At 57.5% G+C, this 25,375-nt stretch carries 24 protein-coding genes; 10 read left to right on the top strand and 14 right to left on the bottom strand.

The genetic code is table 11. The features are described from left to right. Positions 1–104: 104 nt before the first annotated feature. On the bottom strand, positions 105–731 hold the full coding sequence (rlmE, locus tag A3709_RS22110; RefSeq protein ID WP_066059850.1) for a 23S rRNA (uridine(2552)-2'-O)-methyltransferase RlmE: 627 nt from the start codon (positions 729–731) through the stop codon (positions 105–107). A 92-nt stretch (positions 732–823) separates the two neighbouring features. Between rlmE and A3709_RS22105 the strand changes: the two genes are divergently transcribed. After that, positions 824–1,135 (top strand): YhbY family RNA-binding protein, encoded by a 312-nt coding sequence (locus A3709_RS22105; protein WP_066059847.1) that lies wholly within the window; start codon positions 824–826, stop codon positions 1,133–1,135. 86 nt (positions 1,136–1,221) lie between these two features. Continuing rightward, a complete protein-coding gene (locus A3709_RS22100; RefSeq protein ID WP_066059843.1) occupies positions 1,222–1,563 on the top strand; it encodes a hypothetical protein in 342 nt (113 codons plus the stop codon). Between the two features lie 70 nt (positions 1,564–1,633). Here the strand turns inward: A3709_RS22100 and A3709_RS22095 are convergent, their stop codons facing one another. Then, positions 1,634–2,275, bottom strand: a complete 642-nt coding sequence (locus A3709_RS22095) for a spondin domain-containing protein (RefSeq protein ID WP_066059841.1) — start codon at positions 2,273–2,275, stop codon at positions 1,634–1,636. A 171-nt stretch (positions 2,276–2,446) separates the two neighbouring features. On the opposite strand from A3709_RS22095, the gene A3709_RS22090 reads away from it, so the two are divergent. Further along, entirely contained in the window at positions 2,447–3,022 is a 576-nt protein-coding gene (locus tag A3709_RS22090; protein WP_066059839.1) for a YSC84-related protein, read from the top strand. A gap of 90 nt (positions 3,023–3,112) precedes the next feature. Here the strand turns inward: A3709_RS22090 and greA are convergent, their stop codons facing one another. The 4 genes from greA to ggt all read right to left on the bottom strand — a co-directional run bounded on the left by greA (position 3,113) and on the right by ggt (position 9,756). Then, positions 3,113–3,589 (bottom strand): transcription elongation factor GreA, encoded by a 477-nt coding sequence (gene greA / locus A3709_RS22085; protein WP_066059838.1) that lies wholly within the window; start codon positions 3,587–3,589, stop codon positions 3,113–3,115. Continuing rightward, on the bottom strand, positions 3,586–6,807 hold the full coding sequence (gene carB, locus A3709_RS22080; RefSeq protein ID WP_066059835.1) for a carbamoyl-phosphate synthase large subunit: 3,222 nt from the start codon (positions 6,805–6,807) through the stop codon (positions 3,586–3,588). Before carB ends, greA begins: the two co-directional genes overlap by 4 nt. Positions 6,808–6,812: 5 nt before the next feature. Continuing rightward, positions 6,813–7,952 carry a glutamine-hydrolyzing carbamoyl-phosphate synthase small subunit gene (gene carA, locus A3709_RS22075; RefSeq protein ID WP_066059833.1) on the bottom strand — a complete coding sequence of 380 codons (1,140 nt, stop codon included), beginning with the start codon at positions 7,950–7,952 and terminating at the stop codon, positions 6,813–6,815. A gap of 214 nt (positions 7,953–8,166) precedes the next feature. Next, entirely contained in the window at positions 8,167–9,756 is a 1,590-nt protein-coding gene (gene ggt / locus A3709_RS22070) for a gamma-glutamyltransferase (protein ID WP_231871293.1), read from the bottom strand. Positions 9,757–9,911: 155 nt separating this feature from the next. On the opposite strand from ggt, the gene A3709_RS22065 reads away from it, so the two are divergent. Beyond that, positions 9,912–10,721, top strand: a complete 810-nt coding sequence (locus A3709_RS22065; protein ID WP_066059829.1) for an SDR family oxidoreductase — start codon at positions 9,912–9,914, stop codon at positions 10,719–10,721. Between the two features lie 7 nt (positions 10,722–10,728). On the opposite strand, the gene A3709_RS22060 is transcribed toward A3709_RS22065, so the two are convergent. Beyond that, positions 10,729–11,175: a thioesterase family protein gene (locus tag A3709_RS22060; RefSeq protein ID WP_066059827.1), complete on the bottom strand. Its 447-nt coding sequence runs from the start codon at positions 11,173–11,175 to the stop codon at positions 10,729–10,731. Next, positions 11,172–12,338, bottom strand: coding sequence for an iron-containing alcohol dehydrogenase (locus A3709_RS22055; RefSeq protein ID WP_066059818.1), 1,167 nt, complete (start codon positions 12,336–12,338; stop codon positions 11,172–11,174). The genes A3709_RS22060 and A3709_RS22055 overlap by 4 nt, the downstream gene beginning before the upstream one ends. A gap of 94 nt (positions 12,339–12,432) precedes the next feature. On the opposite strand from A3709_RS22055, the gene A3709_RS22050 reads away from it, so the two are divergent. Further along, the gene (locus A3709_RS22050; RefSeq protein ID WP_066059816.1) at positions 12,433–13,578 is read left to right on the top strand and encodes an aromatic ring-hydroxylating dioxygenase subunit alpha; all 1,146 of its coding nucleotides are present in this window, start codon (positions 12,433–12,435) and stop codon (positions 13,576–13,578) included. Here A3709_RS22050 and A3709_RS22045 read toward each other — a convergent pair. Continuing rightward, the gene (locus A3709_RS22045; protein WP_066059814.1) at positions 13,575–14,249 is read right to left on the bottom strand and encodes a phytanoyl-CoA dioxygenase family protein; all 675 of its coding nucleotides are present in this window, start codon (positions 14,247–14,249) and stop codon (positions 13,575–13,577) included. The two genes, A3709_RS22050 and A3709_RS22045, sit on opposite strands and share 4 nt — an antisense overlap. After that, positions 14,246–14,506, bottom strand: a complete 261-nt coding sequence (locus A3709_RS22040) for a sel1 repeat family protein (RefSeq protein ID WP_066059812.1) — start codon at positions 14,504–14,506, stop codon at positions 14,246–14,248. Before A3709_RS22040 ends, A3709_RS22045 begins: the two co-directional genes overlap by 4 nt. A 79-nt stretch (positions 14,507–14,585) precedes the next feature. On the opposite strand from A3709_RS22040, the gene A3709_RS22035 reads away from it, so the two are divergent. Continuing rightward, on the top strand, positions 14,586–15,611 hold the full coding sequence (locus A3709_RS22035; protein ID WP_066059810.1) for a radical SAM/SPASM domain-containing protein: 1,026 nt from the start codon (positions 14,586–14,588) through the stop codon (positions 15,609–15,611). A 45-nt stretch (positions 15,612–15,656) separates the two neighbouring features. On the opposite strand, the gene A3709_RS22030 is transcribed toward A3709_RS22035, so the two are convergent. Next, entirely contained in the window at positions 15,657–17,957 is a 2,301-nt protein-coding gene (locus tag A3709_RS22030; RefSeq protein ID WP_066059807.1) for a TonB-dependent receptor, read from the bottom strand. A gap of 241 nt (positions 17,958–18,198) precedes the next feature. Here A3709_RS22030 and A3709_RS22025 point away from each other — a divergent pair, with 241 nt between their 5' ends. Then, a complete protein-coding gene (locus A3709_RS22025; RefSeq protein ID WP_082850314.1) occupies positions 18,199–20,268 on the top strand; it encodes a TonB-dependent receptor in 2,070 nt (689 codons plus the stop codon). Between the two features lie 8 nt (positions 20,269–20,276). On the opposite strand, the gene A3709_RS22020 is transcribed toward A3709_RS22025, so the two are convergent. The 3 genes from A3709_RS22020 to A3709_RS22010 all read right to left on the bottom strand — a co-directional run bounded on the left by A3709_RS22020 (position 20,277) and on the right by A3709_RS22010 (position 22,754). Beyond that, positions 20,277–20,942, bottom strand: a complete 666-nt coding sequence (locus A3709_RS22020; RefSeq protein ID WP_066059802.1) for a PaaI family thioesterase — start codon at positions 20,940–20,942, stop codon at positions 20,277–20,279. Between the two features lie 138 nt (positions 20,943–21,080). Beyond that, positions 21,081–21,599, bottom strand: a complete 519-nt coding sequence (locus tag A3709_RS22015) for a peroxiredoxin (RefSeq protein ID WP_066059801.1) — start codon at positions 21,597–21,599, stop codon at positions 21,081–21,083. Between the two features lie 12 nt (positions 21,600–21,611). Then, entirely contained in the window at positions 21,612–22,754 is a 1,143-nt protein-coding gene (locus tag A3709_RS22010) for an acyltransferase (protein WP_156507909.1), read from the bottom strand. 93 nt (positions 22,755–22,847) lie between these two features. Here A3709_RS22010 and A3709_RS22005 point away from each other — a divergent pair, with 93 nt between their 5' ends. From A3709_RS22005 to A3709_RS21995, 3 genes are read left to right on the top strand one after another with little or no spacing between them, the layout of a single operon-like run. Then, positions 22,848–23,669 carry a sulfotransferase gene (locus tag A3709_RS22005; protein ID WP_156507908.1) on the top strand — a complete coding sequence of 274 codons (822 nt, stop codon included), beginning with the start codon at positions 22,848–22,850 and terminating at the stop codon, positions 23,667–23,669. Further along, positions 23,666–24,553, top strand: coding sequence for a glycosyltransferase (locus A3709_RS22000; RefSeq protein ID WP_066059796.1), 888 nt, complete (start codon positions 23,666–23,668; stop codon positions 24,551–24,553). Before A3709_RS22005 ends, A3709_RS22000 begins: the two co-directional genes overlap by 4 nt. 6 nt (positions 24,554–24,559) lie before the next feature. Further along, the gene (locus A3709_RS21995) at positions 24,560–25,369 is read left to right on the top strand and encodes a sulfotransferase (RefSeq protein ID WP_066059794.1); all 810 of its coding nucleotides are present in this window, start codon (positions 24,560–24,562) and stop codon (positions 25,367–25,369) included. Positions 25,370–25,375: the final 6 nt, after the last annotated feature.

Here is a 25,375-nt window from a genome sequence, read left to right as displayed (position 1 = left end):
GTGTAGGTACGCACAGGGGCGAGAACTATATCACTGCCAATTTACTACAGTTGGGGTCGCCTGCCCATGTTTCAACCCCCCGGTTATCTTGGGATTCACGCGCTTTACCGCCCCCTGAACCCCCTGGCCACCAAATAGACCTCGCGCGAGCGGGGCCTGGAGGCCTTGGGTTTGCGGGTCAGAACCTTGTCAAAGCTCTCCCGCGTGTCACGGAAAAGCTCGTCAAAACCTTCGCCCTGGAAGACCTTGGCCACAAATGACCCGCCTGGGGCGAGCACATTGCGCGCCATATCCAGTGCCAACTCGACCAGATACATGGACCTGGGCTGATCTACGGCTGTCACACCACTCATATTAGGCGCCATATCAGAAACCACCAGATCGACCGGCGCATCGCCAATGGCGGCGAGGATCTCCTCAAAAACGGCTTCCTCGGTGAAATCGCCCTGGATGAATTCCACCCCGGCCAGGTTATCCATGTGCAAGATATCCGATGCCACAACGCGACCGTTGTGGCCTACCAGGTCAGCCGCCACCTGCGACCAGCCACCGGGGGCGCTACCCAGATCCACCACGGTCATACCGGGGCGGATAAGGCGGTCTTTTGCCTGTAATTCCAGTAATTTGTAGCAGGCCCGGCTGCGATAGCCCTCGCGCTGCGCCTGCTGCACGTAGGGATCGTCGCGGTGCTCCTTGAGCCACGCCTTACTGGAGGATTTTTTCTTGGCCATAAATAAGGTCTATAGTGGGTGTTTCGGGTCAAGGGGCCCTTGTGTACAATGCGCGCCCCTTTAATCAGCGACTATTGTACAGCGGAATCACCATGAGCAAGAAAAGCAATCAGGACATCAGACAACTGCGCGCCATCGGCCACAAACTCAAGCCCGTGGTGACTGTCGCCGGCAATGGCCTGTCTGATGGCGTGGTGATGGAAGTTGAGCGGGCCCTGGACCAACACGAGCTGATCAAGATCAAACTGGCCGTCGGTGGCAAAGACGCCAAAACGGCGGTCGGTGAAGAACTTTGCGAGCGCACCGGTGCGGAAGTTGTGCAGCGCATCGGCAACATCATTCTGGTACTGCGTCGCAGCGCAGAGCCCGACCCGCGCTTGTCCAACCTGTTACGTCCACTTTAATCCCACTTCGGCCAGATTCAGAGGTATTGCCAGCAGCGCTGATTTCGCTAAGATGGAGTAAACCCATCGCGGAGGGGCGCCACGACATGGGGACAATACTCGAGTTTCCTTCTCAGCAGGCTCAGGGCCTCGCTTTTCTCGACCGGCAGATTCGCCAACTTCTACTCGCCAAGGGCGCGGACCATGATCTCGTCGAATTCGCCGCCACAGAACTTACCCGCATTTACAGTCGCATCAGCGAAAGTGAGCAGTACAGCATCGGGATTCAACTGCCCCCGGGGCTGGACGAACACGACCGCAATGCCCTCCAGATAGAGATCAATGCGGGTCTGGAAACAATCCGCAGCGAAAATCACGGTTTGATGGTAGAACTGGTGGCTCAGTTAGTGCTCACCAAGGTGCAGCTGTTCGAACTCAGCCGTCGCTAGGGCGCCAGCGCTCCCATAGCATCAGGAAGAGCGGTGCGAAGGCAGCCGATGCCAGTCCCGACGTGAAACATCAGAAGTGTAGGTTGCTGCACCCTGACTCTGCCATTGGCCCCCGCTGACGGTCCGTGTGAATGACGGACAACATCTCGAGGCCCTCATCATCCGGGGCGGGGTCGCTGCCCGGCTCACCGCCACAGGTAGGGCCAGGCACATTGACGCAATCCTGGTCTTTCGCTTCGGTACCCGCAGAATACGCCGGCACCATGTAGGTCAGTTTGCCAGCAGTGGGCAATCGCGCACCATTGACGGCGATAAAGGTATCGTTGGTCGGCAGCAGCATGGCCGCGACAGAGAAGAACTTCTCCTGGCCTGTTGCCATTACCGTGGTAGTCACAGATTGACCGGGGCCAAGCAGTCCATCAATCGTGGTGGAATAGGCCACCCGATTGCCCAGCTCTGCGACTACGCCTGAGGTATCACCACCTTCGGCCAGGCTCTCAAGGCCAGGGCTGGCGGGCTCGCCGATTGAGAACATCATGGCGGAGCCGCGGTGAGTAGCCACCAATTGCGGCGTAAAACTCTGTGCCTGGGTCAGGTTGGTGATGGTAACCTCATAGGGTGTACCGGCAAATCCGGCAAATATCGCGCCCAGGTCCAGCGCCTGAGTGGCGGCCAGAGCCAGAGACATTGCTGCCATTTTCATTTTTGTCATGGTGCTGCTTCCTACTGTTAGTGGGTTCAACACCGAATTCGCGCCGGACACCCGAAAAGTTACATGCGTAGAAAAATTCTCTCTCATGGCCAGGGGACCGCATTGGACAAATCGCGCTGGGTGTACGATGTTAGTAACAACACCACTCCGGAACCGTGAGGAACACGCCCAATGACCCAGACCTTTAAGACACTTATTGCAGCCGCAACCCTCTTAATGCTGTCACTGCAGACGGCCCAGGCTGACGAATACGACGACGCGAAGAAAACCTTCATCAACGCCGGTGAAAGCGCCACTTATTTCAGCAACAGTTACGGCTATGCGCTGTTTCCCACCATCGGCAAAGGCGGCATGGGCATCGGTGGCGCACACGGCAAAGGCCGAGTGTACGCTGGTGGCGCCTACGTGGGAGATACCAAAATGAGCCAACTGTCGATCGGCTGGCAGTTGGGCGGTCAGGCCTACAGCCAGGTCATCTTCTTTGAGGACAAGCGCGCCTTCGATGATTTCACCTCAGGCAACTTCGAATTCGGTGCGCAGGCCACCGCCGTGGCCATTACGGCATCGGCGGGCGCCCAGGCCAGTACCGGGGGCGGCACCCAGACCAGCATTGCCGGCGGCAAGGATGACGCGTCCACTGCCTCACTGGGCTATCGAAAGGGCATGGCGGTATTCACGGTGGCCAAAGGTGGTCTGATGTATGAGGCCGCGATTGCCGGTCAGAAGTACAGCTACACCCCCAAATAGTCACAACGGCACAACAAAAAAGCCCCGGTATCGCTGATACCGGGACCTTTTTTGGGGAGTGCTCTGGCGCATGAAAGCGCCCACAGAGCGTTAGACGTGTTGAACCTCGTCGATTTCGTATTCGACCTCACCACCCGGAGCGCGCACAACAACCACGTCACCCTCTTCCTTGCCAATAAGGGCCCTGGCAATGGGTGAACCGATGGAGATCAGGTTGTTTTTAACATCAGCCTCATCCTCACCAACGATTTTGTAGCTCAGTTCCTCGTCGGTTTCGATGTTGATTAGGCTCACGGTGGTGCCGAAAATCACCTTGCCGGTCTTGGCAATCTGGGTCACATCAATAACTTGTGCGCCGGCCAGTTTGCCCTCGATCTCCATGATACGACCTTCGGTGAAGCTCTGTTGCTCCCGAGCCGCATGATACTCAGCGTTCTCCTTGAGATCACCGTGCTCACGCGCCTCGGCAATGGCATCGGAAATCCGCGGACGCTCCACCTTCTTGAGGTGCTCAAGCTCTTCGCGTAACGCGGCTTCTCCGGCCACCGTCATCGGTACGTTGTTCATGGGTTGATTCTCCCGTGCAGGTCCTGCAGCCTGCGAACTTTCTTGTCACCTTCCTCCTGCAAAGACAGGGTAATCGCCTCGGCTGCGGCAAGCGTAGTGGTGTAAAACACCCGGTGCTGCTCAGCGCTGGCGCGGATCGGGGCGGAGTCTTCAATCGCCCGACGGCCCTCGGTGGTATTGATAATAAAGTCCGCTTCGTCGTTCTTGATCATGTCAACGATGTGCGGGCGACCTTCAAGCACCTTGTTCACCCGGCGCACGTCCAGACCTGCACCTTCCAGTGCGTCAGCGGTGCCGCCGGTCGCGGCCAGGTTAAAGCCCATGCCGACCAGATCGCGGGCCACTTTCACCGCCCCGGGCTTGTCGACATCGCGCACTGAAATCAACACGGTACCGGAGGTAGGGGGCGCATCACCGCCACCCAGCTGAGCTTTGGCAAACGCGGTGGCAAAGTTTTCACCCACGCCCATCACCTCACCGGTAGAGCGCATTTCCGGGCCGAGGATCGGATCGACACCGGGGAACTTGTTAAAGGGCAGTACAGCCTCTTTCACGCTGTAATAAGGCGGCACAATCTCCTTGGTAAAGCCCTGGGATTCAAGGCTTTGGCCAGCCATGCAGCGCGCAGCCACCTGGGCCAGCGAACGGCCAATACACTTGGAGACAAACGGCACGGTACGCGAAGCGCGCGGGTTGACTTCAATCACGTAGATTTCGCCATCCTGCCAGGCTAACTGAACATTCATCAGGCCACGTACGCCCAGCTCCAGCGCCATCTGCTTGACCTGCTCGCGCATTTCGTCCTGCACTTTCGGGTCAAGACTATATGGCGGCAGTGAACAGGCAGAGTCACCGGAGTGAACACCGGCCATTTCGATGTGCTGCATAATGGCGCCAATCACGACTTCTTTGCCGTCAGACACCGCATCGATGTCAATTTCGATCGCCGATGACAGGAAGCTGTCGAGAAGCACAGGGCTATCTTCAGAGGCCTGTACTGCCTGAGTCATATAGCGCAGCAGATCTTCTTCACGATAGACAATTTCCATGGCCCGACCGCCGAGCACGTAGGAAGGACGTACCACCAGGGGGTAGCCAATTTCAGCGGCGGCCTCTACGGCCTCTTCCGTACTGCGTACGGTTGTGTTGGCAGGCTGCTTGAGTCCCAGCTTATTAATCATCTGCTGGAAACGCTCGCGGTCCTCGGCGCGGTCGATCGCATCCGGGGTAGTACCGATAATCGGCACGCCCTCTTCCTCGAGTCGCTTGGCCAGTTTCAGCGGGGTCTGTCCGCCAAACTGCACGATCACACCCTTGGGTTTTTCCAGGGCGACAATTTCCAGCACATCCTCAAGGGTTACCGGCTCGAAGTAGAGTCGGTCTGAGGTGTCGTAATCGGTGGATACCGTCTCCGGGTTACAGTTGACCATAATGGTCTCGTAACCATCCTCCCGGGCCGCCAGTACGGCGTGCACGCAGCAGTAGTCGAACTCAATACCCTGGCCAATACGGTTGGGGCCACCTCCAAGCACCAGAATCTTGTCGCGTTCGGAGGGTGCCGCTTCGCACTCCTCCTCATAGGTGGAATACATATAGGCGGTCGCCGAGGCAAATTCTGCGGCACAGGTATCGACACGCTTGTACACCGGGCGAATACCCAGCCCCTGACGGTGGTGACGAACCTTGCGCTGCGATGAATTCAGCAGCACGCCCAGACGCTCATCCGAGAAACCCTTGCGCTTAAGGCGGAACATCTGCTCGGCATCAATATCGGCCAGGTCGACGGTCTTGAGGCTGTCTTCGGTCTTGATAATGTCTTCAATCTGGATCAGGAACCAGGGATCGACGCCAGACAGTTTGTAGACTTCGTCGACACTCATACCGGCTCGAAAGGCATCACCGAGGTACCAGATACGCTCAGCACCCGGGTTGATCAGCTCAGAAACCAGCTCATCGCGATTGTCTGGATTGTCCACATCGATCTTGTGTTCAAATCCAGCTGAACCCACTTCGAGGCCGCGCAGCGCTTTCTGCAGGGACTCCTGGAAGGTCCGGCCAATGGCCATGACCTCACCCACTGATTTCATCTGGGTGGTCAGTCGGGCGTCGGCACCGTTGAACTTCTCAAAGGCGAACCGGGGGATCTTGGTCACGACATAGTCGATGGCCGGCTCAAAGGACGCCGGGGTCGCACCACCAGTAATGTCGTTCTGGAGCTCGTCCAGGGTATAACCGATCGCCAGTTTGGCGGCGACCTTGGCAATTGGGAATCCAGTTGCCTTGGAGGCCAGGGCCGAGGAACGCGATACCCGCGGGTTCATCTCAATCACCACCAGGCGACCGGTATTGGGGCACTGCCCAAACTGCACGTTAGAGCCGCCGGTTTCTACACCGATCTCGCGCAGTACCGCCAGCGAGGCGTCGCGCATGATCTGGTATTCCTTGTCGGTCAGCGTCTGGGCAGGCGCGACGGTAATCGAGTCACCGGTGTGCACGCCCATGGCGTCAAAGTTCTCAATCGCACACACTATGATGCAGTTGTCGTTTTTGTCACGCACAACCTCCATCTCGTACTCTTTCCAGCCGATCAGGGATTCGTCGATCAACAGCTCGTTGGTCGGCGACAGATCGAGACCGCGCATGCAGATTTCTTCAAACTCATCCCGGTTGTAGGCGATACCACCGCCGGAGCCGCCCATGGTAAACGAGGGCCGAATAATGCAGGGGAAGCCAATGCTATCAAGTACCTGCAGCGCTTCTTCCATACTGTGCGCAGTCGACGCACGTGGTGTTTCCAAGCCAATGCGCTTCATGGCCTCGTCAAACAGCTGGCGATCCTCCGCCTTGTCGATCGCATCTTTGGTCGCGCCGATCATTTCGACACCGTGCTCGGCGAGCACGCCGTGCTTGTCCAGGTCCAGGGCACAGTTCAAGGCAGTCTGGCCACCCATGGTCGGCAGCAGAGCGTCCGGCTTTTCGTCGGCAATAATGCGCGCCACCGTCTGCCACTCGATGGGCTCGATGTAGGTGACATCGGCCATTGACGGGTCGGTCATGATAGTGGCCGGGTTGGAGTTCACCAGGATGACCCGGTAACCCTCTTCGCGCAGCGCCTTGCAGGCCTGTGCGCCGGAGTAGTCGAATTCGCAGGCCTGGCCGATGACAATCGGGCCCGCACCGAGGATCAGGATACTCTGAATGTCAGTTCTCTTTGGCATACTGGTTACTTCCCTGCCTTGGCTTCAATGAGCTCGATGAAGTGGTCAAACAGCGGCGCTGCATCGTGGGGGCCAGGGCTGGCTTCCGGGTGTCCCTGGAAACTAAAGGCCGGCTTGTCGGTGCGATGGATGCCCTGCAGGCTGCCATCAAACAGTGACTTGTGCGTCACCCGCAAATTATCGGGCAGACTGTCTTCGTCAGCGGCGAAGCCGTGGTTCTGACTGGTGATTAACACCGTGCCGTCGTCGAGGTTCTGCACGGGATGGTTGGCACCGTGATGGCCAAACTTCATTTTGACCGTCTTCGCTCCTGACGCCAGCGCCAGCAGTTGGTGCCCCAGGCAGATACCAAACACCGGAATGTCAGTGCCGAGTATTTCCTGAATCGCTTCAATCGCGTAGGTGCAGGGCTCCGGATCACCGGGACCGTTAGAGAGGAAAATTCCGTCCGGGTTCATGGCCAGTACTTCCGACGCCGGCGTCTGGGCGGGCACCACCGTCAGGCGGCAGCCGCGATCCACCAGCATCCGCAGAATATTGCGCTTAACTCCGTAGTCGTAAGCGACCACATGCCAGGGCAAGTCGGCAGCTTCGGGCGTGGCGTGGCCGCTGTCCCACTGCCAGGATCCTTCGGTCCAGTTGTGTGTCTCGGCCGTGGTGACTTCTTTCGCCAGATCCATGCCCTTTAGGCCCGCAAAGCCTTTGGCCAGTTCCAGCGCCTTCGCCTCATCGATGCCGTCGCCGGCCATCAGGCAGCCGTTCTGGGCGCCTTTTTCCCGCAGAATTCGGGTCAGGCGTCGGGTGTCGATATCGGCGATACCGACGATATTGCGCTCCTGGAGGTATTCCGAGAGGCCCTGCTCATTGCGGTAGTTGCTCGCCAGCAGAGGTAGGTCGCGAATGACCAGGCCTGCGGCCCAGATCGCGTTGGATTCCTCGTCTTCAGCGTTGGTGCCGGTGTTGCCGATATGGGGGTATGTCAGGGTGACTATCTGGCGGGCGTATGAAGGATCTGTGAGAATTTCCTGATATCCGGTCATCGCGGTGTTAAACACCACCTCACCGACCGAAGTGCCATCGGCACCTATTGCTAAGCCTTTGAAAACACTACCATCTTCAAGGACCAAAATGGCGGGACTGGTCAAGCAAACCTCCGTCAATCAACAGTTAGAGCGGGCTGATCATGCTTAAGTTGCGCGCTCGCAAAAAAGCGAGATGGGTAACCACATCTCGCCTTTTCATAGTCAGTCAGCTCTGATTTTCACCGGGTACACGTTGCCCGCGGCGCATTGCGGGCGTGTAAAATCTGGCCGGTGATTCTAGGTGAAGTGGCCAGCGCTGTCCAGTGGGGTATGCCCGTCAATTCACTGAGGATTGTGGCATTTTGACCAATCTGGCGACTCCGCGCCCGCGCGCGTCCGCGGCGGCGCTCACCGTCCCTGCCTGTACCGCAATAGCCTGAATATCGCCCAGATTCCCCCAACTGTTGGGCTGAACCTCGTAGCCCAGCGCTTTTAGCCCAGTGAGGGTGCTGGCCGGAATGTCCCATTGATCGTGGCGAATCAGGGTTGCATCCGGGAGCTGGTGATGGAAGCGCAGGCTGTCTACGGCCTGTTGCAGGGGCATGTCAAAATCAACCAGATTGAGAATCACCTGATACACGGAAGTAAATATCGTACTGCCGCCCGGTGTACCAATCACCAATGCCGGCTGGCTGTCGCGCAGCAACAGAGTCGGTGTCATAGAGGACAGCATGCGCTTACCCGGCGCGATGGCGTTGTTGCTATTGCCCACGACACCAAACTTGTTCTTCACCCCCACCTTGGCACTGAAGTCATCCATCTGGTTGTTGAGCAGATAACCAGCGCCCGCAACGACCACGCCCGAGCCGAATTCCCAGTTGAGCGTATAGGTCAGCGACACCGCATTGCCCGCGCCGTCCAGGATGGAAAAATGGGTGGTATCCGATGACTCAAGGCCAGGAGGCACCACCTCGGCCGGCGAAATCGCCGTGGCGTTCACCTGCGCGGCGCGCGCCTTCAGGTAATCGTCGTCGAGCAACCGCGCCAGCGGCACCTGCACAAAGTCAGGATCACCCAGATACTCAGCGCGATCGGCAAACACCCGTTTTTCAATTTCGGCCAGCAGGTGCACGTAGCCCGCATCGTTGTGCCAACGATCACGAAAATGCTCTGCGGCGAAGTCGCGCATCTTCAACAGCTGCACCAGTGCGAAGCCGCCGGAACTGGGAGGCGGCGCAGACAGCACCTCGAACTCACGCCAGTGAGCGCGGATAGGCTCACGCCAGAGCGCCCGGTACTCGGCCATGTCCTGGAGCGAAATCAGCCCCCCGCTCACCCCCATTTGCGCGACCAACTGGCGGGCCAGCAGGCCGCTGTAGAAGGCGTCGGGATCAGCGGCAATTAACTTCAGGGTCGCAGCAAGCTCCGGCTGCTTGAATAACTTGCCTGCGGCCATGCTGCCGAAGTAGTCGGCGAAATTGGTTTCACCGGCATCACCTATCACTTTGTCGGCCGCCATTTGCGCCAGTGCCTCAGGCACCACAAATCCAGCCTCCGCCAACTCGATGGCAGGTGCCAGCAGTCGCGCCCATGCAAGCGTCCCATAGCGTTCGTGGGCCAGTTGCATACCCTTGACCGTGCCGGGCACGCCCACGGCCTTGCCACCCACCAGTGCCAGGCGCTGCTGGAAATTACCGCCTTCATCCAGGTACATATCACGCCGCGCACGCAGGGGCGCGCGTTCGCGGAAATCCAGGAAAGCGGGCTCACCATCAACAAAACTGGTCATGAAACCGCCGCCACCGATATTTCCCGCCTCGGGATAGGTCACTGCCAGGACAAAGGTGGCAGCGATGGCTGCATCCACGGCATTACCGCCGTCGCGCAGCACTTGCTCTGCCGCGGTCGCCGAGAACGCGTCGGGCATTGCCACCGCACCGGTACCGGCACGAACTGGCAGTGCGATAACAAATAAGATGAAAACAAGCCATGTTCGCAGTAGCATCATCGCTGGACCCGTGGTGGAAACGCTGTGACTAAGGCGCCCTAGTGTGCCCGTCTACGCCAACAAAAGGAAATAACATGGCATATTCAAACGGTAAGTGCGCTGTCGTGACCGGCGCCGGTTCGGGCATTGGCAGGGCCCTGGCCCTGCAACTTAACAGCGAAGGCTGCGCTCTCTACCTCAGCGATATCAACGAGGAGACCCTCGCCGAGACCGTATCTCTGCTGAGCAATCCAGGCCTACAATGCGACACGCAGCGACTCGATGTCGCCGACCGCGAGTCTGTACACGGCTGGGCGGAGCAAATCGCCTCCGAACGCGACAGCGTTGACATAGTCATCAACAATGCGGGAGTTGGGCTGGCAGAGACAGTTGAAGAGATGAGTTATGAAAACTTTGACTGGATGATGGGTATCAACTTCTGGGGCGTGGTCCATGGCACCAAAGCCTTCCTGCCCTTGCTCCGCCAATCTGACCAGGGGCATCTGGTCAATATCTCTTCCATCTTTGGTGTCATTGCGGTGCCCAGTCAGTCAGCTTATAACGCAGCCAAATTTGCGGTGCGCGGTTTTACCGAGGCACTGCGACAGGAGCTGCAGGACAGTAATATCCATGTCTGCTGTGTCCACCCGGGCGGCATTGCTACCAATATCGCCCGTGATTCCCGCGGCGGCAATGCAACCGCCCAGGAGCGAGATGCCAAGTTCAAACAGCATACCCGGACCACCGCCGAAGGGGCCGCAGCACAAATCATCAATGCGATTGAAAGGCGCAAAAAACGACTCCTCATCGGCAACGATGCCAAAATCGTCTCCCTGATCACGCGGCTCTTCCCGGTGCGCTACCCAGAAATGTTGAAACTGAATAAGTTACTGGACGGTATGTAGGGCTTTGCTATTCGCTGGCTGCGACCAAAATACCAGCCAGCGCCTCCCGCAACCGGGCGGGAATGGGCACAGACTTGTCGGCCGCGCGATCAACAAAGACATGCACAAAGTGGCCATGGGCCACAGCGCTCTGCTCACCCCTCTTGAAAATCGCCAAGCCGTATTGCACGGAGCTATTGCCAAGTTTATCCACTCGCAAGCCCGCCTCCAGCTTATCAGGGTAGGCGACCGGCGCGTGGTATTGGCAGCCAGAGTTCACCACATATCCAACGATGTCTCCTGCGGTAATATCCAAACCACCCTCTTCAATCAGAAAGCGGTTTGCCGCGGTATCAAAGTAAGCGTAGTAGGTGACGTTATTCACGTGTCCGTAGATGTCATTGTCAGCCCACCGGGTACCAATCGGGTAGAACACCTTGTAGTCACTACGCTGGGGAATGGGCGCTCGACTCATGCTTGCTCTCCATAGGCGACGCGGTAAATCGCCAGCGCATCGTCCAGGCTGACCTCGCGGGGGTTGTTGACCAACAGCCGTTGCTGCGCCATCGCATCCTCAGCCAACTGTTCAAGCGAGCTCTCGCTTACGCCTGCTTCTGCCAATGTGGCGGGCAACGCGACTGCGTCGATGAGCTCACGCAGGTAGGCGATCAGTGCTTGCGTGCGCGCCATGTCATCGCCCGGCACCGGCTCGCCAACAACAATGTCGGCCAGTTCTGCATACAGGTGACTGGCCGCCGGCGCGTTGAATTCCAGCACTGTCGGAAGCACCAGCGAATTACTCAAACCGTGGGGAATGTGAAAATGCCCGCCCAAGGGATAGGCCAAGGCATGTACTGCGGCCACCGGAGCGTTGGCAAAGGCCTGGCCAGCCAGGCAGGCCCCCAGCAACATTGCCTCGCGCGCTTTGCGGTTCCCGCCATCTGTCACCGCGGTGCGAATATTACGCGCCAACAAATTCAGCGCCTGGCGTGCAAGATTGTCTGATATCGGGTTTTTCAAGTGTTTCGAGGTATAGGCCTCAATGGCATGCACCATAGCGTCGACCCCGGTCATTGCAGTGACCGCTGGAGGCAAGCCGAAGGTGAGATCGGCATCCAGTACCGCGACGTCGGGCAGGAGCACAGGCGATGACACACCGGCCTTGGTCGTTTCGCCGGTGGTAATGACCGCCACCGGGGTGGCTTCTGAACCGGTACCCGCCGTCGTCGGCAATAATATCAGCGGCAGGCGCTTGCCGGTGACCATGCCCACGCCATAGATCTCGGACAGTGCCTGACTGCCACCTACAAGCACCGCAACTACCTTGGCGACATCAAGTGAACTACCACCACCAAAACCAATGACGCCTTCGGCGCCAATTTTTTTCGCCTGGTCGACGGCAGCCAGCACGGTTTCCTCAGGGGGGTCTTCACGCACCTGGTCAAACACCTGCACGTCGATTCCCGCCCCCTGCAGCGCGTCGAGCGGGGCCTGGGGAAGACCAAGGGCGATAAGCCCAGGGTCGGTGATCAGTAATACGCGACTCACACCCAGGCGCTCACATTCCTGTGCCAGTTTCAGGGCGCTGCCACCACCACTGACAATGCGACCTACCGTATTGAATTCAAATTCCTGCATGTAGCCACCTGTCTAGTTCTGGCCTGCACGCTAAATCATGCCCCGAATAGACGCAAGTATTATGATCGAAGGCCACGCTTGATAAGAACAAGTGATGAGCGTTTCCGACCTATATTCTGCAGTAGATACTCTCGCCGCAAGGTTTGACGGTAAGGCCGATGGCCCCGCGGCCTGCAGCATTCGCATTCCATTGCATCACTACAGCGACCCGAAGCGCTTTGAGCAGGAGCAGCGCGAGCTGTTTATGCAGTTGCCCCTTGTGCTGGGGCATGAGAGCCAGATTCCCGAGCCCGGCGACGCCATTGTTCAGGACTGGCTGGGCGTACCACTGATCACCATCCGCGACCAACAGGGCCACATTGCCACCTTTTACAATGTCTGCCGCCACCGCGGTATGCGCCTGGGACAAGCGGAGGGCCCGGCACAGCTTCGGTCTCTGGTCTGCCCCTATCACCAGTGGACCTACGGGCTCGATGGTGGGTTGCGCAACATTCCCCGCTGCGAGAGTTTCGTGGGCATCGACAAGGCCGACAACGGCCTCGTGCCGGTTGCGACAGAGGTGCGCAATGGCCTGATCTGGGCTCAGATCGAAGGTAATATGGACATCGATAGTCACCTAGCCGGCCTTGGCCCCGAGTTCGATTTCTTCCGCCTCGGGTACTTTCACTACTGCCAGCAAAGTGTGCGTGAGGTATCCGCCAACTGGAAACTCGTTCAGGACGCCTTTCTCGACGGGTATCATGTGACTCGCCTGCACAAGAACACCGTGGGTCCGTTCTTCCCTAACTCACTGGCAGAGACCGGCATGCTCGGCATGCACACCCGCAGCGCGGTGGCGCGCGTTGAGATTGCAGATGCGGTCGGCACTGCCGCCGAATCGCTACCGGACCTGCGGCACAATGTCACCTTCTCATACACCACGTTCCACAATGCAGTGCTGGTCTTCCAACCGGACTACATCAGCGTGGTCTGCATGTTTCCAAAAAGCGTCGACCGCACGATCTTTGTCCACTACATGCTGGTACCGGAGTTACCGGAAACGGAGGAGCGCCGCGATCACTTTGGCCGTTCGTTCCGCCTCATCGATGAGGGTGTTTTTGCAGCCGAGGATATCTTCGTGGCCGAAGGGGCACAGCGCGGCCTGCACAGCGGCGCCAACGACAGCCTGCTGTTTGGTGGACTGGAAGAGGCCGCCGCTCGCTTTCACCGCTTAATCGAGGAACAGCTGAGCGACAGCTAAGTCTCCAGAGCGGCGGGAGCATCCTTGGCATAAGGNTCGGAAAACTCCAGCGCCAGCATGCGGCGCTGATTGCCTCCGTAACTGGTTGCGTGCATCAGGCGATAGTTCCATAACAATAGGTCACCCGGCTGGCTCGCCAATACCGTGGCGGGCACTTCATCGGTATCCAGGTTCAGATCGCGAAATCCGGAATCAACATGCTGATTGAGTAACCGGGTGAACGCACTGCCCGGATGATGGCTGCCGGGAATCACCCGAATTGCCCCGGATTGCGCATCCAGTGGATCGAGATAGAGCGCCATCTTGATATTCGTAAAGGACAGGTCTGCGCCATAGGAATCCCGATGAAACTGGGTGCCGCAGTCATAGATACTGCAGTCACTGCCTCGAAACGCATAACCCTCGCCGAGCAACTCAGAAGCAATCTCACAAATTCTGGCATCACCCAGTAAACCTTCCAGATAGGCGCTTCTGGTCGTTGCATCCGTCAATATGCGACGCATACGGTTGTCATGCGTCTCGTGAACCCAGTCAACAACATCGGCCTCATGGGCTACAAAGAGGTCATCAAACTCGCGCGTCAGCTTTTCGACCTCATTGCAAAATACGCCGGGCAGGGCCAAAAAACCGAAGATGTTGAAAAACTGCTTTTGCTGCTGGGTCAGGGTCATTCAGGCTCACCTTGCTTACGTAGCTTTTTCAGCCGTGCCCGAGAGGATTTGTCGCCGCTGGCGGCACACTGTTCAAGCCAATACCGGTACTGACTATCGCTCTGTTCTACCCCGTTACCGGCGTAATACAACCTGGCGACAATGAGTTGCGCCCGCAGTTCGCCACTGTGGGCCAACGGCTCCAACACGCGGTGAGCCTCCTCGTAGCGACCCTTGTTGAATGCCCGAATACCACGGGCCAGTTCTGTCGACGACATCATCTTTACAATAGCGGACCTACAGCCCGTTCGTTATACTTTTGCCTCACGGATCAGCTCGACCAGGAAATCCAAACAGGTGAATGTCCCAGAACGTCTTATCGACGTTGAACTGACCAATCGTTGCAATGCGCTTTGCACTTTCTGCCCGCGTGATGAAACCCCGGATCAGGGCTTCATGCCGTTCGACACCTTTAAACAGGTCGTGGCGAGAGTGAAAGAGCTTGAGATTTTCCCACGTATCTCCTTTACAGGACAAGGCGAGTCACTCCTGCACCCCCAGGTCGAAGAATTTATCCGCTACGCCACTGCAGAGGGTGTGGAAGTCATGATGACGACCAACGCCAACCTGCTGACACCCCAGAGATCCCGCTCACTGCTCGATGCTGGCCTCAAGGGCATCTGCTTCAGTATTTCCGACACCGAGGAAGACTATGAACTGGTCTACAACCTCGACTTCGAGACCACGCGCAACAATGCATTGGCGTTTCTGGAGATCGCTCGGGACGAATACGCTGAGAGAAACGTGGAATCGGCGGTCAGCATCGTTATTCACGACCTCAATCAAGACAAGGTAGACGAGTACAGCGCCTATTGGCACGCCGCCGGCGTTGGTGAAACGTTCAAGTTCGAGCAGAACAATCGCGGCGGCGCCTGTGACAACAGCCACTACTTTATCGAAAGTGACCGTTTTCAGGATGAAGCACGAGAACTGCTGGCCAAGCGCAAAGTCACCACGCTCTGCTCCGCGCCCTTTTATTTCGTGTTTATTGGCTGGAGCGGCCAGTACTACATCTGCTGCAGCGACTATCGCAAGACCGACCCATTGGGCTCGGTGTTCGAGTACAGTATCGACGCCATGGACCAGGTCAAACTGGAGACATTCGCTCGCCGGCCTCAGGCCTGCGCTCAATGCAATATTGACCCGGTCAACGGCGTCCGCGAAAAGATGTTTGAAATGGAACAGGGCGAGGCCGAGCAGGCCGAGCTGGATCTGTTTATCAAACAGCAGCGCATGTTCTACCAACCACGGCTGCCCACGGATCTGGATCCGCTCAATTGGGAAGCCAGCCTGCCCTCGGGCATTATCGCCCGCGAAATCTGATCAAAAAAAAGCCCCGCAGAGCGGGGCTTTGGCATCTCTCCTACCTCAATACTCGAAGATCACTTCTGCACCGTACATACGCGGTGCCAGGTAAGTGAACGAGGTGGCGCCAATGGCGTAGCTCTCGTCGTCAGTGTCCGTGGCATTCTTGGCCCACAGCGCGAACTGGAAGTCGCCGCCGAGCATTTCCACCTGGGACAAGCTCAGGCGCACATTGAACATACCGTAGTCCTCTACCAGCACCTCACCGAAGTTGGTGTTCGCCAGGGCAAGCTGGTCGTCCTGCCAGGCGTAGTCCGCGTGCAGGCGATAATTGCCATAGCTCACCGGGATATCCCAGTCGGCCATGATGGTATAGGCATGCTCGGGCGCCCATACCAGCTCGGTGGTATCGGTGCGATCAGAACCATCCGGGAAGATCGCGTTTTTGATATCGGAATCCAGGTACGCATAGCTCGCACCGACCAGGAAGTTCTCGCCCAGTGCCCAGGTGATATCGAGTTCAAGGCCGGTAATTTCCGCCTCGCCTGAGTTGAACACTTCGACAAACTGCGGGTTAGTCACCGGGTCAGGCAGGTAGTCGAGAATAATATCCTCGATTTCCATGTAGAAGATCGCACCATTGAGGCGCAGGCCCTGGTCGAACAGCTCGCTCTTCCAGCCCAGCTCGTAAGAAGTCACGGTTTCTTTATCAAACGCCTGATTGAAATTCAGGCCATTGCGACTGGATCCGCCGGAGCGGAAACCCGTGGAGACCTTGGCGTAGGTGGACACATCGTCAGTCCAGCGATAATCGGCGATCACCGTGTAGTCAGTCTCATCCAGATCGGATGCAGACTGACCAGGACCGAAGGAATTCCAGGTCAGGCCATCGTTGGTACGAACTGCATCTCGCTGGTCATCGGTGTAACGCAGGCCCAGCGTCAGGTCGAGACGCTCGGTGGCGTTCCAGGTCGCCTGACCGAAGACCGCCCAGGACTCGTTATCAATATCCACGGCATACTCGCCAAGGTATAGCGGGAAGAACGCGCCCAGATCGGTACAAGGCGGTACATCCGGCCCAACGCCACTCCCGAACGGATCGCTACAGGGCGTGGGTGGGAAGTTGGTCAGATCCAGAGCGATGATACCTGTCTGGTCGACCACAGCACGATCAAGGTACTGCTGCTCTGTCTGGGTGCCCTCTTCATCAAAGTAGTAGACGCCGGCAACATACTGGAAGTTGTCATAGCTACCCAGCAGCTGCAGCTCCTGCGAGAACTGCTCGTGCTCAGTCACCGCCCACACTTCAAGCGAGCCTGCTCCGCCGAAGGACTGGGTAAAGTTCTGTGACGCATCGTCATCGAACTTACGATAACCGGTAATCGACTTCAGGGTCATAGCGTCGCTGAGGGCCCACTCTATCGTCAGGTTATGCCCCTGTACCTCGGTTTCGGTTTCCGGCAGGTAGTAGGCCGTTGGCTCGCCGCCGGTAGGGCTGCGCGTTTCCTCCAGGCGGCTGCGGAAAGTGTCAGTGATGGGGTTAAAGGCGGGATCGAGCCCTCCAGTCGGGCCGCCATACTGGTGATAGCCGGGCGCGGTATTCATGTCGGAGTAATCGTAGCTGTAATCCACGACCAGGCTTTCAATACCATCGTAGCGCAGCGCGATACGATAGCCCTGGTTTTCGCGCAGATAGAAATCGGTGTAATCCAGCCCGGGGATGGCATTGGCACCCTCATTGTCGACCCAGCCATCACGTCCTGAAAACGCAGCGGTAAACTTTGCTTTGAAACCGCCCATGTCATCCAAATTCAGGTGACTGATAGAGCGCCAGCTACCGTAATTGCCTGCACCGAGAACCTGCTTGAAGGCAAATTCTCCAGTGGGCTTGGCATTGATGAAGTTAACTGCGCCCGCGGTCGTATTCCGGCCATAGAGGGTGCCCTGCGGGCCGCGCAGAATTTCAATGCGGTCAAGATCAGCCAGGTCAGCAAGCAGACCGGTAGAGCGGGCTGCGTATACACCGTCATAGTAAATTCCTACTGTGGGATCCTTGGTAATCACCACTGAGTCGGTATTACCAATACCGCGGATAAACAACGCCAGGTTGTTAGCCGAGGTAGGATAAATCGGCATTTGCAGGCTGGGAGACGCCGCCCCGAGATCCTGGGCGGTAAACAGGCCCATGGACTCAATATTGTCTGCATCGTATGCAGAAATGGAGATAGGAATGTCCTGCAGCGACTCGGTGCGCTTCTGGGCGGTAACAATCACCTCTTCCAGTTGTTGCGCATAAGCGGTGTTGGCGGCCACGCTGCTGGCCAGTAATACGGCGGTGGCAAGGGTCTTGCGATGGGTGAGCATGATTCTCTCCAAGTATTTTCTATCGTTATAAATTGCGCCCTTCCTGGGCATCTCTACCTCGATCAAATATACGAGATACAACCCCTGTTCGGGTATAAATAAACTACATTCGGCGCCACACTCAGCGCAGGTAAACATAGTTGTACCTTGCTGCGACACGGGTGCGACAACATGCCACAGGCGAGCCATCACAGTGCTGGATATACTGCCCGCCCTGCTGTAATTACCATGGATTGTTCCCTTGCAACGCACTGTCCTCGCTCTAGCACTGAGCGCACTTAGCGCCCACTCACTCGCCGACCACATCGAAGAACTGGTCGTTACTGCCAATCATGACACTCGCACCATCGATATCAGTGATGAGCTGGTGATTTCTGCCGATGTAGCGCAACTGCTGAAAAAAGCACCTGGCGCCAACGTCAACAGCAACGGCCCCCTCACCGGCATTCCCCAGTACCGCGGCATGTATGGCGGACGCATAGCCACCTCCCTTGATGGCACCCAGCTGGCACCCTCCGGCCCCAACTGGATGGATCCGCCACTGTCTTATGCCCGTAACGGCTTGCTCCAGTCCCTTGAGGTATACCGCGGCATTGCCCCGGTAAGCGTTGCCCAGGAGTCTATCGGAGGGGCGATTGACGCCCGCACCGAGCGCGGCGATTTCACCGCTAGCGGCGAATTCAGTGTTGACGGCAAAATTATCGCCAGTGCACAGTCCCTCAATGGCGGCCAGCACCTCACAGGCGCGCTGTTCGCGGCTAACCGCGACCACAAATTCAATGCCGCCGCGATGCTGGAATCGGGCGATGACGCCGAGTTCAGCGGCGGCGACATCACCCCCACCGAATACGAGCGAGAGCGCTACGATATCGGTTATGGCTTCAAATCCGGTAATCACAGTGTCCAGGTCAACTATGGCTACAACGACACAGGCGATGCCGGCACCCCTGCCCTGCCAATGGATATTGAGTACATTGAAGGCGACCTTGCTGACCTGACCTACCGCTTTGAGCTGCCCGGCGAGCTGGAAGTATCTGCTGCGGTATTTGGCAGCGACCTCGAACACGGCATGACCAACTATCACCTGCGCCAGGCCCCGGCCAGCGGCATGCTGTGGCGTCGCAATATTGCCGACAGCGAAAACCGCGGCTTCAAGCTGCACTCCACGATGTACGATGATCAGGGGCACTGGAGCTTTGGCGTAGATGGATTCAGTGCCAACCACAATTCCAATATCGACAACCCAAATGCGGCCATGTTCTTCGTGGTCAACTTCAACGATGCCGAGCGTGAAGTACTCGGTGCATTCCTGGAACGCCAGCTGGAGCTCAGCGATAACTGGCGCACCGAGCTGGGCCTGCGCTACAACGCGGTCAGCATGGATGCAGACACTGTCGACGGCACCCCAGCGCAAATGATGCCCCCTGCAGCGGCTTTGCGCGACGCCTTCAACAACGCCGACCGCGATCAGACGGACCACAATGTCGACCTCGTTGCCAAGGCCTGGTATGAGGCTTCGAACACCACGAGCTTGTACGCGGGCCTGGCCCAGAAAACCCGCTCCCCCAGCTATCAGGAGCGCTATTTGTGGCTGCCGCTGGAAGCCACCGCCGGCCTTGCCGATGGCAACACCTATACAGGCAATATCGAACTCGATCCGGAAGTCTCTCGCCAGATCGAGTTCGGCATGGATTTCAGCAACACCCGCTTCACATTGGCCCCACGCATCTTCTACAGCCAGGTCGACGACTACATTCAGGGCACTACCAGCGAGATCGCCCCGGCGACCATGTTTGTGCAGATGATGAATATGATGAACGGCATGACCAACCCGGCGCCGCTGCAATTCAACAACGTCGATGCGGTCATCTATGGTTTTGACATGGATTGGGCGTGGCAGCTCTCAGATCAATGGTCGATGTCAGGCATCGTGAACTATGTTCGCGGTAAACGTGACGACATTGAGGACGAGCTCTACAGAATCGCCCCGGCCAACACCAGCATCCGTCTGAACTATGTCAACGGAAGCTGGGCTTTCGGAGCGGAGGGTGTGTTCTACAGTGCCCAGAATCAGGTCAGCGAAACCAATCGCGAACAGGAAACTGCTGGCTATGGTCTGCTCAACCTCAGCGCGAGCTGGCAAATGACCTCGGCACTGGAGCTCGCTGCGGGCGTCGACAACGTCTTCGACAAGGAATATCGCGACCACCTGGGCGGCTGCAACCGGGCGCGCAATCCCGACATCGGCATGCGTGAACGCATCCCAGGTTATGGGACCAACGTCTTCGCCCGGGTCAGCTACAGCTTCTAAGCTATTGCCTAGTCCTGCTGCCGCTGGGGCACTTCACCGAGCGGCTTCACGGGGCGGATAAACAGCCCCTCTGCGCTGGCGGTGACTTCACCGTCAACGCGCATTTCGCCACGCGTAAACTGCTTGCGACCGGTGTTATTGTCACACACCGCCCACAATTCGATAGGCCGATTGAGGGGCGTATGCTTGTGGTAACGAATGCTGAGCGTGCCAGTAAAGCCAGCGGCACCGGTAATCACATTGGCCATCGACAACAACTCATCGAATACCGCCGCGATAATACCGCCATGCACACTGTTCGGAGGGCCGGCATAAGTGGGTGAAAACAGGGCTTCCCCGCGCACCTCATCACCATCACGCCACATGCGAATCGGCGGAGATATAGGATTGCGTTTGCCGGTAATAGGGCTGTACGGCATACAGGCGGTCAGGTCATCCTCGCGCCAACCCAATCCCGGAGTGTCGCTGGCGATAGTGACGGTAGACCAGCCCTCACCCTGCTGCAGATACGGTGCCAATGCACTCATCGCTGCCTGCATATGCTCGGTGGCCTCAGCCAACACCTCATCGGGGGCCTCTGAGCATCGCAACAGGTGAATCAATTCACTGGCCTCGCGATTTACCGCCTCCACCAGGGTTTCGTCACGGGGATGTTCGTTTTCGGATAAGGGCATATCCCTACCTCGACTGCCAAATGGCCTTCAGGTTGACCCAGCCCCGGCCACGTAGCAAGCCTTGCCGCTAGATTTCACGCCGCCAGTCCAAATTAACAGGCCAGGCGGGGCTGCGCAGAGCGCGAGTCAGTAAAGCCCCTAACGTCGGGCCACGCCGAGCTCACCAAGAGTGCGGGCCATATCTTCCGCCGATGTTGCCGGTTTCACATCGCGATCGATTTTCAGCACCTTGCCATCCGCTCCAATATAGAACGTGTGACGCTTGGCAAAACCAAGCGTGTGCAACACACCATAGGCTTCCGCTGCCTGCTTTTCGGGGTCACTGAGGAGAGGAAAATCTGCACCCGTCTCGGCCGCGAAGCCCACGTTGTCCTCCAAAGGATCGACACTAGCCATAAAGTAACTCACGTCATACTCGCGAATCAGGAGGCCGTTCTGGGCCAGCGACTTACATTCAATCGTGCAACCACTGGTATACGCCTTGGGAAACCAGGCCACTACTACCGCCCGCTTGCCCCGGAAATCAGCGAGCGTGTAGGTCTTGCCATCCGACCCCTGCATGCTGAAATCCGGGGCCATGTCACCCGGGCCAAGTTCAGCGAATGCCAGGACAGGCAACAACAGCAGGGCAGCTAGTGCACAAAAAAAGTTCTTCATAATCAACTCCGGTTATAACGGAATGCGATGTTTCAGATTCAAAAAAGGTAATTCGATCAAGCGATAGGTCACATAAGAGAGCCCCACGCTCAGCAACAGCGCGGCCACAGGTAGTACGTAGGCATACCAGGATCCGATGTATGCCTCCTCCATCGGCGTCTTAATCGGGTAAATCAGATAAAACAGTACCGGCACGTGAATCAGATACAACGAGTAGGACAGCTTTCCCAACAGGGCCATCGGGCGATTTACCAGCACCGCAGCGAACCGCGGTCTGCCTAGCAGCAGCAACAGAATAATCGCCGTCCACAACAGCGCTTCATAGCTGTGATGCAGATGCCAGGCCCATTCGGCTTTCGATTCGCCAATCCGTACCGCTTCGCCAAGTACTCCGCCAAGAACTAGCCAGGCGGTAACTATCCCAGCCGTGACCAATATTCCGGTAATACGTTGCGGCCTGTCGCACAACCGGAGGTAGACGCCGGCGGCAATAACGCCCATCAGGAAAGCAGGCAATCGCCCGAACACAGACTTTGTCACCCAGTACGAGCGGATTGGACCATCCGGCCCAGGAAGCACGAACGTAGACAGATACCAGCCCAGCCAAACGACCAGGGCCCCAAAGCAAAGCACTCTAGCCAAGCCGCCGCGCCACAGTGCCAACGCACACAGCGGTAGCAGAACGTAAAACTGAAATTCCGTAGCCAGCGTCCACCAGACCACACTAAACGGAAACATGTCGAAGCCGACGAACTGGAACAGGGCCGCTTGCAGCGCAACCTCCCACTTACCGGTGACAATCGCAGCAATCAGTACCGCAACCAGATAAAGAGGCACTATGCGCAAAACGCGCGCCAATGCATAGTTGCGCACACTGGGAGCCGCAGCGCCCTCGGCGGCAGCTCGCCACCAGGGAAGGCTTAACAGAAAACCGCTCAGGACAAAAAATAGAGTTACCCCGGTATTGCCACCCAGGACATAGCCCAGACCGAACGACACACCTCCCTGATGTCGACCGAAGGTGATACCCCAAACATGGAACAGGTAGACCAGTAAAATGGCCAGCCCGCGAATGCACTCGAGCTCAAGGAGATACGTCCCCTTACCGCGCATGCCCGCGCTGAGCTCTAGCCCACCATGATCAGTTCCTGACACCTTGATTTACCCTCTCTCTTACTGGACGCTAACTCTACAGAAAATGCAGTGACTGGGGTAGACTGGATCCAGAACCAGCTCCAGTCACATAGTATGTTTAGACCTTATGCCGCCCTCGTCGACGGCACGATCGAATACCACGGTAACCAGGCAGCGTATACTCCAGACCCTATCGCCATCGGCGCAGTCGGGGGCAGCGGCACGCGCGTCCTGGCCCAAGTTCTCACAGAGGCAGGCGTGGCCATGGCAACGCCGTCTAACGAGGCGCACGATGCATTGGAATGGCCGCCCATGAAAATGATCATCAACCGCCCACGCCTGCAAAAAATTCCGCTTGATCAACGCATGCATGCGGCCTTTTGGGGGCTCGAGCAACTGCTCTATGCGCGGCGACAGGAATTAGGGCTAAGCGGCCGCGTGGGGTGGAAGGTCCCCGCTACCCATTTATGGCTGCGCGAGTTGGGGAATTACTTCCCAGGGTTCCAGTACATTCACATTCTGCGTAATGGCCTGGACATGGCCTACTCTCGCAACCAGCGTCAGTTGCGCATGTGGGGTAAGTCATTGGGCATCCACACCCACTTTGACGGCGATGGCATGGCACCGCCCCAGGATGCGCTAGAATACTGGCTGCTAGCCAATGAGAATGCCATGCGGTGTGCCGACGCCCTGCAAGGTCAATTCCTGTTAGTGCGATTCGAAGAGCTCTGCCGCGCCCCGTTCGAACAACTGGAACGGGTCTTCTCATTCCTTCGGTTGGACCTGCCGGTGGAACGACGTCGCCAACTGGCGGCATTCATAAAAACACCTCATACCTCGAATCGTTACGCTCAATACGATTGGCAGAACGATTTCAGCCCAACTCAACTCGAGCGACTCAGGGCGTTCGATTACATCCCAGGGACCTCCACATGAAACTGTCCGTCATTCTTATCGCTTACGACATGGCCAGGGAGATCCCGCGCACGCTGCAGGGACTGGCACGCGATTATCAGTTGGGGGCAGCCGACTTGGATTACGAAGTGCTGCTGGTGGACAATGGATCCCCCGAACCGCTCGACCCCCAGACATTCGCCCACGTAGATGTTCCCGTAGAACTGATTCGCATTTACGACGCCCATCCGTCTCCCGCAAAAGCCATCAATCTGGCGGCCAAGCAGGCACGCGGTGAGATTCTTTGCCTGATGATAGATGGCGCGCACCTGCTGACGCCGGGCGTATTTGAAATGACGCTCAGCACGTTCAGAGCCTTTGACGACCCTCTGGTCGCAACCCGCTATTTTTTCACCGGGCCCGATGAGCAGAATAAATCGATACTCGAAGGTTTCGACAAGTCCGCAGAAGACAAGCTATTGGCGTCGATAAACTGGCCTGAAGACGGTTATCGCCTGTTTGAAATCGGCACACCCTTTAGAGCTGGCGCCCGCACTATCACTTGGTTTAACAAGATGTTTGAATCGAACTGCATCTCTCTGAGTCGTTCCCTGTTCGACCGGTTGGGCGGCTGTGATGAGCAGTTCGATCTTCCAGGTGGTGGTTTCCTCAATCTCGACCTCTATAAGCGCGCAGCAGATGCAGCGGGCACCACTCCCGTGCAACTGGTCGGCGAAGGCAGCTTCCATCAACTGCATGGAGGAACCACGACCAACGTATCCATGGAAGAGCGCAAAACGCGCACCGAAAGCTATCGTGAGCAATATCGAAACATACGCGGCACGGATTCGGTGATGACTGAAAAAAATGTCCACTACATGGGACATCTTCCGACCGAGGCGTCAAAAATCCATCTGAAGAACTAGCCCCTGATGTTTAAGCCCTATGCCTCGCTACTGGAAGGCAAAATTGAACATGAAGCCCGGCAGGCCGTCCTCCTCGACAACCCCATCGCGGTGGGAGCCGTGGGCGGTAGTGGCACACGAATTCTCGCCCAGATTCTGGCTGAAGCCGGGGTGGCCATGGCGACTCCCTCAAACGACGCCCACGATGCACTGGAGTGGCCACCCATGCACCCGATCATTCACACTGACAAGCTGCAGAGCATGCCGCTGGAAACCCGGCTGCGAGCTGCTTTCTGGGGGCTTGAGTTTCTGCTACTGAAGCGACGCGAACAGTTGGGACTTTCCGGTCGCACGGGCTGGAAGGTCCCCGCCACACACCTGTGGCTGCGCGAGCTTGCTGATTATTTCCCTGCGATTCAATACATTCACATTATTCGCAATGGCCTGGATATGGCGTATTCAGGCAACCAGCGCCAACTCAGTATGTGGGGTGAATATGTTGGTCTGCATACACAGTTTGATGATACAGGCAGGGCAGCAGCCGGAGACGCCATGGAGTACTGGCTAATCGCTAACGAAAAGGCGATGGAGGTCGGCGCACCACTGGAAGGCCAGTTTCTGCTTGTGCGCTATGAAGCGCTCTGCCAAGCGCCCGATTCAGAACTGGAACGTATATTTTCCTTTCTGGAGCTGGATATTGATGTTGCGGAGCGCGCAGCACTGGCAGACCGCATCCGTCCAACCGCTACGCTGAATCGATTCCGCCATCATAAGTGGCGGGACGATTTCACCCAGGTGCAGTTGCAACGGCTTGAAGCATTGGGGTACCGCCCCTAAGCCAGC

This window comes from Halioglobus sp. HI00S01, assembly GCF_001635445.1.
Taxonomy (GTDB): Bacteria; Pseudomonadota; Gammaproteobacteria; order Pseudomonadales; family Halieaceae; genus Halioglobus; species Halioglobus japonicus.
This window is presented reverse-complemented; position numbering and strand designations above follow the sequence as displayed.

What these genes read in the sequence shown, in the direction of transcription:
- A3709_RS22030 (WP_066059807.1), bottom strand. Translation starts at nt 17,957, where the DNA reads ATGCTCACCCATCGCAAGACCCTTGCCACCGCCGTATTACTGGCCAGC.
- A3709_RS21995 (WP_066059794.1), top strand. Translation starts at nt 24,560, where the DNA reads ATGTTTAAGCCCTATGCCTCGCTACTGGAAGGCAAAATTGAACATGAA.
- A3709_RS22020 (WP_066059802.1), bottom strand. Translation starts at nt 20,942, where the DNA reads ATGCCCTTATCCGAAAACGAACATCCCCGTGACGAAACCCTGGTGGAG.
- A3709_RS22100 (WP_066059843.1), top strand. Translation starts at nt 1,222, where the DNA reads ATGGGGACAATACTCGAGTTTCCTTCTCAGCAGGCTCAGGGCCTCGCT.
- A3709_RS22000 (WP_066059796.1), top strand. Translation starts at nt 23,666, where the DNA reads ATGAAACTGTCCGTCATTCTTATCGCTTACGACATGGCCAGGGAGATC.
- A3709_RS22050 (WP_066059816.1), top strand. Translation starts at nt 12,433, where the DNA reads ATGAGCGTTTCCGACCTATATTCTGCAGTAGATACTCTCGCCGCAAGG.
- A3709_RS22040 (WP_066059812.1), bottom strand. Translation starts at nt 14,506, where the DNA reads ATGTCGTCGACAGAACTGGCCCGTGGTATTCGGGCATTCAACAAGGGT.
- A3709_RS22105 (WP_066059847.1), top strand. Translation starts at nt 824, where the DNA reads ATGAGCAAGAAAAGCAATCAGGACATCAGACAACTGCGCGCCATCGGC.
- A3709_RS22090 (WP_066059839.1), top strand. Translation starts at nt 2,447, where the DNA reads ATGACCCAGACCTTTAAGACACTTATTGCAGCCGCAACCCTCTTAATG.
- greA (WP_066059838.1), bottom strand. Translation starts at nt 3,589, where the DNA reads ATGAACAACGTACCGATGACGGTGGCCGGAGAAGCCGCGTTACGCGAA.
- A3709_RS22055 (WP_066059818.1), bottom strand. Translation starts at nt 12,338, where the DNA reads ATGCAGGAATTTGAATTCAATACGGTAGGTCGCATTGTCAGTGGTGGT.
- A3709_RS22065 (WP_066059829.1), top strand. Translation starts at nt 9,912, where the DNA reads ATGGCATATTCAAACGGTAAGTGCGCTGTCGTGACCGGCGCCGGTTCG.
- rlmE (WP_066059850.1), bottom strand. Translation starts at nt 731, where the DNA reads ATGGCCAAGAAAAAATCCTCCAGTAAGGCGTGGCTCAAGGAGCACCGC.
- A3709_RS22095 (WP_066059841.1), bottom strand. Translation starts at nt 2,275, where the DNA reads ATGACAAAAATGAAAATGGCAGCAATGTCTCTGGCTCTGGCCGCCACT.
- A3709_RS22005 (WP_156507908.1), top strand. Translation starts at nt 22,848, where the DNA reads ATGTTTAGACCTTATGCCGCCCTCGTCGACGGCACGATCGAATACCAC.
- carB (WP_066059835.1), bottom strand. Translation starts at nt 6,807, where the DNA reads ATGCCAAAGAGAACTGACATTCAGAGTATCCTGATCCTCGGTGCGGGC.
- A3709_RS22015 (WP_066059801.1), bottom strand. Translation starts at nt 21,599, where the DNA reads ATGAAGAACTTTTTTTGTGCACTAGCTGCCCTGCTGTTGTTGCCTGTC.
- A3709_RS22060 (WP_066059827.1), bottom strand. Translation starts at nt 11,175, where the DNA reads ATGAGTCGAGCGCCCATTCCCCAGCGTAGTGACTACAAGGTGTTCTAC.
- ggt (WP_231871293.1), bottom strand. Translation starts at nt 9,756, where the DNA reads ATGCCCGACGCGTTCTCGGCGACCGCGGCAGAGCAAGTGCTGCGCGAC.